Source organism: Pseudomonas sp. GL93 (assembly GCF_003408955.1).
GTDB classification, from domain to species: domain Bacteria; phylum Pseudomonadota; class Gammaproteobacteria; order Pseudomonadales; family Pseudomonadaceae; genus Aquipseudomonas; species Aquipseudomonas paracarnis.
On sequence record NZ_NKRF01000077.1, the window covers coordinates 1 to 7,832 of the forward strand.

Here is a 7,832-nt window from a genome sequence, read left to right on the forward strand (position 1 = left end):
TGGGAGCTGGCTTGCCTGAGATGACGGCCCCCCAGCCGATGCTTCTCTACCTGACACCCCACAATCCAAATGTGGGAGCTGGCTTGCCTGCGATAGCGGCCTGCCAGCCGACGCCTATCTACCTGACACCCCGCAATCAAACTGTGGGAGCGGGCTTGCTCGCGAAGACGGCCTGGCAGTCAACACAGTTGGATTGTGTACATATCCATTGCTGCGGTAACGGCCATTTAGGGTTCCGCCCTGACGGCGGCTCACTTTGCAAAAGCCGGGATGCCGGCCCAGGCCAAAGTAAGCAAAACGCTCTTGCCCCACCACTCGGCGCCCCCCCAAATCCCTGTCGAATTCCGGCCAGCGTGGTTTGACGGGGCGCCTAAGATCAAGATCAAAAGCAGATCAAGATCAAGAGCGACTCGCTTCGCATCGTGGTTACCGTTGAGTGTCACAACCTGCAAGTTCTGCATCTGTTACTGCACTACCGCTTTCGCAGGCAAGCCAGCTCCCACATTTGATCTTCGTTGCTTTGGGCATTGCGTTCGCTTAACTGTCTCGGCATTGGGGCTGCCCACACATTTGGATCGCGGGGCATCAGTTAAACAGCCGTTATCGGTCAGGCCACCATAATGATCTTCGACACCAACTCCACCACCGTCTTGGCCTGCAGCTTCTTCATCAACCGTGCCCGGTGCACCTCAACGGTGCGGTGGGAGATCGCCAGGCGCAGGGCGATTTCCTTGGATTTGAACCCGTTGACGATGTGCATGGCGATTTCCCGCTCCCGGGGCGTGAGGTCGCCGGTGCCCTGGTGCATGCGGTCCAGGCGTTCGAAGTGCCAGATCATCAGCTTGAACGGGTCTTTGGGGGTGAGGGTGTAGCCGTGGGATTTGGCCCAGAACACCTCGCCGTTGTGGTGCTGCATGAAGCGTTCATCGGAATAAAAGCCGTTGTCGCTGTCGAGCAGCCAGTCATGGCTGCGCTTGCCGATGGCGTGGTAGTCGGCCTGGGACGGGTAGATCAGCAGGGTCAGCTGGTTGACCAGTGCGTCGCGCGTATAGCCGAACAGCTTCAGGAAAGCGTCGTTGCAGTCGAGTATCACGCGGTCGCTGGTGACGATCTGCGGGGCAGGGGAGAGCTTGAACGCCAGGCGTTCGAGGTCGGGAAATTGCTGGGCTAGCGCGGTCATGGGGCATCCTGCCTCGTTGTTCAATGCCCTGGGGCGCTACTTACCCGTGTAAGTAGTTACACGAATTGGCGCACGATCAGGGGTGGGTCATTGTAAGTAAAGTCCGAATCAAGAACAGAAGAAATTGATTATGCCTGCTGATTGCGTCTCCATTGTTGCCGCTGGTCACTCCCGCTTTGGTCGCCTGGAAGGCACGACGCTGGAAGACCTGATCGTCCAGGTTACCCGGGAAGCCTTGAGCGATGCCGAGATTGACGCGTCGCAAATCGATGCGTTGTTCCTCGGCCATTTCAACTCGGGGCTGGTGTCCGACGGGTTTGCCGCCTCATTGCTATTGCAAGCCGACCCCGGGCTGCGCTTCAAACCCGCTACCCGCTGTGAAAACGCCTGTGCGTCCGGCTCGGCGGCAATTCAGGCGGGGGTCAATGCGATCCTCTCCGGCAGCGCTGAGCTGGTGCTGGTGGTGGGCGCCGAGAAGATGACCCACACCAGCACCGCCGCGGTCACCCAAGCCTTGGCCGGGGCCGGCTACCAGAACGACCCGGCCGAAGCCGGCCTGAGTTTCCCGCAGTTGTTCGGCCGTGCCGCGCGTCAATACGCCGAGCGTTACCACTGCCCGCTGGGCTCGATGGCGGCCATCGCTACCAAAAACCACTCCAATGCCATGGCCAACCCGCTGGCGCAGATGCATCGGGAGATGAATTTCGAACACTGCAACAACGTGTCCCAAAGCAACCCGTTCGTGGCTGACTCCCTGCGCCTGACCGATTGCTCGCTGATCAGCGACGGCGCCGCGGCGATCATCCTCGCCTCGCCCAAACGTGCGCGGGCGTTTCGTCGCGAGGTGCAAATCCGGGCGATGACCCAGGTCAACGACACCTTGCCCATCGCCCAGCGCGACGTCCTGGCCTTTGAAGGGCCGCAACGCGCGATCCATACAGCGCTGCGCGGGGCGAATGTGACCCTGGCTGACCTGAGCTTTGCCGAGGTGCACGACTGCTTCACCATTGCCGAACTGCTGATCTACGAAGCCATGGGCCTGGCGCCCAAGGGCGAAGGCCATCGCGTGCTCGACAGCGGCGTGGTGCGCGCCGGCGGGCGCTTGCCGGGGAACCTTTCCGGCGGGCTCAAGGCCAAGGGACATCCCGTCGGTGCCCCGGGGGTGTCCATGCATGCCCTGGCGTTCCGGCAATTGACCGGCGAGCCGATTGGCCTGGCGGTGCCCAACCCGGAGTTCGGCCTGGTGTTCAACATGGGCGGCATGGCGGTGGCCAACTACGCCTCGGTCCTGCAGGCACGCCGGAGCTGAGCCATGAACATTGCCAACTGGCTGCACGACACCCAGCGTCGGGCGCCGCAACGCCCGGCGCTGTTCGAAGGCAGCGTGCAAGTGGCCGACTACGCCACCTTCGCCGCCCACGTGCGCCAACGTGCCGCGCACCTGGTGGAGCAGCATGGCCTGGTGCCGGGGGACGCGGTGGCGCTGCTGATGAAAAACAGCTGCGACTACCTGGAACTGCTCTACGCCATCTGGTGGATGGGCGCGGTGGCGGTGCCGATCAACGCCAAGCTGCACCCCAGCGAAGCGGCGTGGATTGCCGATAATGCCGAGGCGCGGTTGATCTTTACCGACGGCGGCCAGGTGTTTTCATCGCGGGATTTGCCCGCGCATTGCACGGAATTGGACGGCCATTCGTTGCCGCCCAACCATGGTTGGCCCAGCCTGGAGCAGCCGGTGCCCCGCCAGGATCATGACCTCGCCTGGCTGTTCTACACCTCCGGCACCACCGGGCGTTCCAAGGGCGTGATGCTGTCCCACGGCAACCTGATCGCCATGTCGCTGTGCTACGCCACGGATGTCGATCAAGTGAGTGCCGACGATGCGGCGCTGTATGCCGCGCCCATGTCCCATGGCGCCGGCCTGTACAACTTCATCCATGTGCGCTGCGGCGCCCGCCATGTGGTGCCGGCCTCCCATGGCTTCGATGCCGCCGAGTTGTTCGGGCTGGCCGAGCACATGGGCCAAGTGTCGCTGTTTGCCGCACCGACCATGGTCAAGCGCATGGTCGAGCAGGCGCGGCGCCAGGATTATCACGGCGCCGGCATCAAGACCATTGTCTATGGCGGCGGCCCCATGTACCTGGCCGACCTGCGCGAAGCGGTCGACACCTTCGGCCCGCGCCTGGTGCAGATCTACGGCCAGGGCGAGAGCCCGATGACCATCAGCGTCTTGTCCCGCGCCTTGATCGCCGAGCGCCAGCGTCCCGACTGGGCCACCCTGGCCGCCTCGGTGGGCCACGCGCAAGCCTGTGTGGAGATCCGCATCCTCGATGCCGAGCACCAGCCACTGCCCACCGGCCAGCGCGGTGAAATCGCGGTGCGTGGCGCCACGGTGATGCAAGGCTACTGGCGCAACCCGCAGGCCACGCGCCAAACGCTGGTGGACGGCTGGCTGCTGACCGGCGATATCGGCTACCTCGACCCGGCCGGCTACCTGACCCTGACGGACCGCTCCAAGGACGTGATCATCAGTGGCGGCAGCAACGTGTACCCGCGTGAAGTCGAGGAAGTGCTGGCCCAGCATCCCGAGGTGTTCGAAGTGTGCGTGGTGGGCGAGCCGGACGCGCAATGGGGTGAGTCGGTGGTGGCCTTCGTGGTGACCCGCAGCGGCCAGCCGCTGGACGAAGGCGAGCTGACGGCGTGGTTCCTGGCGCGCATGGCCTCGTTCAAAAAGCCGAAAAAATATGTGTGGCGCAGCGACTTGCCGAAGAACAGCTACGGCAAGATTCTCAAGACCGACTTGCGGCATTGGCTGCAAACCGCGAGTATCGCCGCGCTTTAACACGGATCGATAATCAGACAAGGAGTCCCCACGATGGGCAATCCCGCACAAGACACCGTCCGCAAGCGCCGCCGTGCGTTTCTGGGCGCCACCTCCGGCCACTTGATCGAGTGGTACGACTACGGCGTCTATGGCTTTCTCGCCGTCTATATCGGCCAGGCGTTCTTCGTCTCCGACGACCCCACTACCAGCCTGTTGGCCAGCTTTGCCGCGTTTGCACTGAGCTTTTTTATCCGCCCCTTGGGTGGGCTGTTCTTCGGCCCGCTGGCGGACAAGATCGGCCGGCGCAAAACCCTGATCATGGCCTTGGTGATGATGACCGGCTCCACGGTGATGCTGGGCCTGTTGCCGACCTACGCCAGCCTGGGCATCGCCGCGCCGATCCTGCTGATCCTGGTGCGCTGCGTGCAGGGCTTCTCGGCGGGCGGCGAAATCGGCACCGTCACCAGCTTCATCTCCGAATACGCCGGCCCGGGGCGCCGCGGCTTCGCCACTTGCTGGCTGATGGTCACCGCCGTGCTTGGCCTGCTGCTCGGTGGCGCCGTGGCCAATGGCATGACCTGGGTGCTGGGCGCCGAGGTCATGCAGGAATGGGCCTGGCGCGTACCGTTCCTGATCGCCGCGCCCCTGGGCTTTATCTCCATGTACATCCGCCTCAAGCTCGAAGACAGCCCCGAGTTCCTCGCCCTGCAACGCGCCGGGCAAACCTCCAGCGCACCGCTGCGCGAGGTCTGGCAGTGGAAGCGTGCGATTGCGCTGGTGTTCTTTATCATCACCTTGCACAGCTCGATCTTCTACCTGGTGCTGACCTTCGCCTCGACCTACATGGCCAAGATCCTCAAGTTCGACAGCGGCACCACCTTGCTGTACGTGTTCGTCGCCAGCTTCTCGGCGGCTTTTGTGATGCCATTTGGCGGGGCCTTTACCGATAAGTACGGGCGCAAGCCGTTCCTGATGGTGATCGGCACGTTGGCGACCCTGGCGATGTTCTGGCTGTTCAAATCCGCCCCCACCGCCACCCCGGCGACCTTCTTCGCGCCGTTGATGGCGGTGGCGATTTTGTTCGGGCTGTACGCGTCGTCGACCTATGCGCTGATGAGTGAACTGCTGCCGACGCGGATTCGTTCTACCGGGATTGCGGTGGCCTATAACGTGCCGGTGGCGGTGTTCGGCGGCAGCGCGCCGTTGATTTCCACCTGGTTGATCAAGGTGACAGGAGACATTACCTCGCCGTGGTATTTCTACGTGGCGACCGGGGTGGTGTCGTTGCTGGCGTTGGTGGTGTTGCGCAAGGAGGATTTTGTCGCCAGCGGTCACTCCACGGCCGTGCCCGCCAGCGCTGCGTTGGCCTGATTCACAAACACCCTGTGGAACGGAACTTGCCCTAACTCCCTGTAGGAGCGAGCTTGCTCGCGAAAAACTTATAGGCGCCGCGTTTATTCAGGCAGCACGCGTTATCGTTGACGTTTTTCGCGAGCAAGCTCGCTCCTACAGAGAATCGCCATGCAGGCCACCCGCTTGACCCTGATCTGCCACGCCATCACGCCCCTGCAAAAGCAGGGACGTTTCTCTGATGACGAATCCGTCACGATGGACTGGCAGAGCGCGGCCCTGTCCCTGGCCGGCCGCTACAAACAACAGGCACGCCTGCTGTGCGGCCCCGAAGCCAGAGCCCGCCAGAGCGCAAGCTTGTTCGGCGATAACGCCCAGGTCGACCCCGCCTTACGCGACCTTGATGTCGGCGCATGGAAAGGCCAGCGCATCGGCCAACTCGACAGCGAAACCTTGAACACCTGGGCCACCGACAGCACCAGCGCAGCCCACGGCGGCGAGTCGGTGGATCAGTTGTGCATGCGGGTCGGCCAATGGCTCAAATCCCTCGAAACCCAGCCCGGCCATGTCGTCGCCGTGACTCACCCGTTCGTCATCCGGGCGGCGATGCTGTCCGTCATGCAGTTGCCGAGCGCGATGTTCTACCGGATCGACGTCGAGCCATTGTCCGCCACCGAGCTGCGCTTCAACGGCGTGTGGCGCCTGCGCCTGGAAACTTCCGCCTGATTCCCGGAACATGGCAAAATCCATGCCCCGCACTGAGAGCACCCCATGAAACGCATCCTGATCATCGGCATTGGCGCCGGCAACCCTGACTACATCACGATGCAGGCCGTGAAGGCGCTGAACCGTACCAACGTGTTCTTCCTGATGGACAAGGGCCAGAGCAAGGACAAGCTGATCGACCTGCGTCGGGAAATCTGCGAGACCTACATCACCAAGCCCGGCTACCGTTTTGTCGAGGCCGACTGCCCGGAGCGTGTGCGCGGTGAAATCGACTACACCACCGCCGTGCAAGACCTCAACCGCGATAAGCAGCAGACCTTCGAGCGCATGATCAACGAAGAAATGGCCGACGGCGAAGTGGGGGCGTTCCTGGCCTGGGGCGACCCGGCGCTGTACGACAGCACCATTCGTATCTTGCAGGCGATTCTTGCCAGTGGCCGCTGTGTGTTCGAGTTTGAAGTGATCCCCGGTATCACCAGCGTGCAGGCCCTGGCGGCGCAGCATAAGGTGCCGCTCAACCGTATTGGCAAGTCCATCGAAATCACCACTGGGCGCCGGTTGGCGGCGGGGCAGGCGAGTGATGCCGATACCCTGGTGGTGATGCTCGACGCCGAAGACTCCTACCGTAGCGTGGCGGATCAGGACCTGGATATTTACTGGGGCGCCTACCTGGGCACGCCGGACGAGATCCTGATCAGCGGTAAAGTGGCGCACGTGGCAGAAGAGATCGAACGGGTACGCAAGGCGGCGCGCCTGGAAAACGGCTGGATCATGGACACCTATTTGTTGCGCAAACCCTGAGGTAAACCCGATGCTCAAACAGCTTGCCCTCGCCTTGGCCCTGGTGGCCGGCGCCGCTCATGCCGACACCGGCTTGCACACCGACTTGCCGTTGTCCTACCTGGAGCAGACCCAGGGCGACGCACGCAACCAGCCGTTGGTGATCTTCCTGCATGGTTTTGGCAGCAACGAGGAAGATTTGTTTGGCATCAAGGACGCGTTGCCGTCTACCTGGACCTACCTGTCAGTGCGTGCGCCGCTGCCGGTGGAGCCGCAGGGTTATCGTTGGTTTACCAAGACCGATGAGCCTGAGTACAACGGCGAGACCGACGAACTGTTCAGCAGCGCCCGACGGATCAAGGACTTTGTGGTCAAGGCCACCGCCAAGTACCACACCCAAAGTGATCGGGTGTTTCTGGTGGGGTTCAGCCAGGGCGCGATCATGTCTTACGAGGTGGCCTTGCGTGAACCTGAGTTGGTACGTGGTATCGCTGCGCTCAGTGGCAGCGTGCTACCGGTGCTCAGGTCTGCGCTGAAACCCGATGCGTCCATGGGCAAGCTGGCGATCTTTATCGGCCATGGCACCTTGGACCAGGCGCTGCCCTTCAGCTCGGCCACGCAGGCAAATAAGGTGCTGGTTGGGTTGGGGCTCAAGCCGGAGTTTCATGAATACCCGGGGATGAATCACACCATCAGCGCGGCGGAAGTGCAGGACTTGAAAGCTTGGCTAGAGAAAAGCCTGAAGTGAAATGCGCTTGAACATGTGGGAGCTGGCTTGCCTGCGATAGCGGTGGCTCAGTAAAAGAGTGAGTGACTGACACACCGCCATCGCGGGCAAGCCCCAATGCCAGTCAGTTAAGCGTCATCGCCTTGTGTAGGAGCGAGCTTGCTCGCGAAAAACTTACAGGCGCCGCGTTCATTCAGCGAGCACGCGTTATCGTTGACGTTTTTCGCGAGCAAGCTCGCTCCTAC

The 7,832-nt window shown here is 62.3% G+C and carries 7 protein-coding genes; 6 read left to right on the forward strand and 1 reads right to left on the reverse strand.

The annotated features are described in order from the left end of the window. Positions 1 to 607 precede the first annotated feature (607 nt). Positions 608 to 1,180 (reverse strand): LuxR C-terminal-related transcriptional regulator, encoded by a 573-nt coding sequence (locus CER19_RS16165; RefSeq protein WP_003190613.1) that lies wholly within the window; start codon positions 1,178 to 1,180, stop codon positions 608 to 610. A 130-nt stretch (positions 1,181 to 1,310) separates the two neighbouring features. On the opposite strand from CER19_RS16165, the gene CER19_RS16170 reads away from it, so the two are divergent. The 6 genes from CER19_RS16170 (at position 1,311) to CER19_RS16195 (ending at position 7,608) form a co-directional block, all read left to right on the forward strand. After that, positions 1,311 to 2,489: an acetyl-CoA acetyltransferase gene (locus tag CER19_RS16170; protein ID WP_116667133.1), complete on the forward strand. Its 1,179-nt coding sequence runs from the start codon at positions 1,311 to 1,313 to the stop codon at positions 2,487 to 2,489. A gap of 3 nt (positions 2,490 to 2,492) precedes the next feature. Then, complete coding sequence (locus tag CER19_RS16175; RefSeq protein WP_116667134.1) at positions 2,493 to 4,022, forward strand: class I adenylate-forming enzyme family protein; 1,530 nt, start codon at positions 2,493 to 2,495, stop codon at positions 4,020 to 4,022. Between the two features lie 33 nt (positions 4,023 to 4,055). Next, positions 4,056 to 5,375 (forward strand): MFS transporter, encoded by a 1,320-nt coding sequence (locus CER19_RS16180; RefSeq protein WP_116667135.1) that lies wholly within the window; start codon positions 4,056 to 4,058, stop codon positions 5,373 to 5,375. A 150-nt stretch (positions 5,376 to 5,525) separates the two neighbouring features. Next, positions 5,526 to 6,080, forward strand: coding sequence for a histidine phosphatase family protein (locus CER19_RS16185; protein WP_116667136.1), 555 nt, complete (start codon positions 5,526 to 5,528; stop codon positions 6,078 to 6,080). A gap of 45 nt (positions 6,081 to 6,125) precedes the next feature. After that, on the forward strand, positions 6,126 to 6,881 hold the full coding sequence (gene cobF, locus CER19_RS16190; RefSeq protein WP_116667137.1) for a precorrin-6A synthase (deacetylating): 756 nt from the start codon (positions 6,126 to 6,128) through the stop codon (positions 6,879 to 6,881). Between the two features lie 10 nt (positions 6,882 to 6,891). After that, the gene (locus tag CER19_RS16195; protein ID WP_116667138.1) at positions 6,892 to 7,608 is read left to right on the forward strand and encodes an alpha/beta hydrolase; all 717 of its coding nucleotides are present in this window, start codon (positions 6,892 to 6,894) and stop codon (positions 7,606 to 7,608) included. Positions 7,609 to 7,832 lie beyond the last annotated feature (224 nt).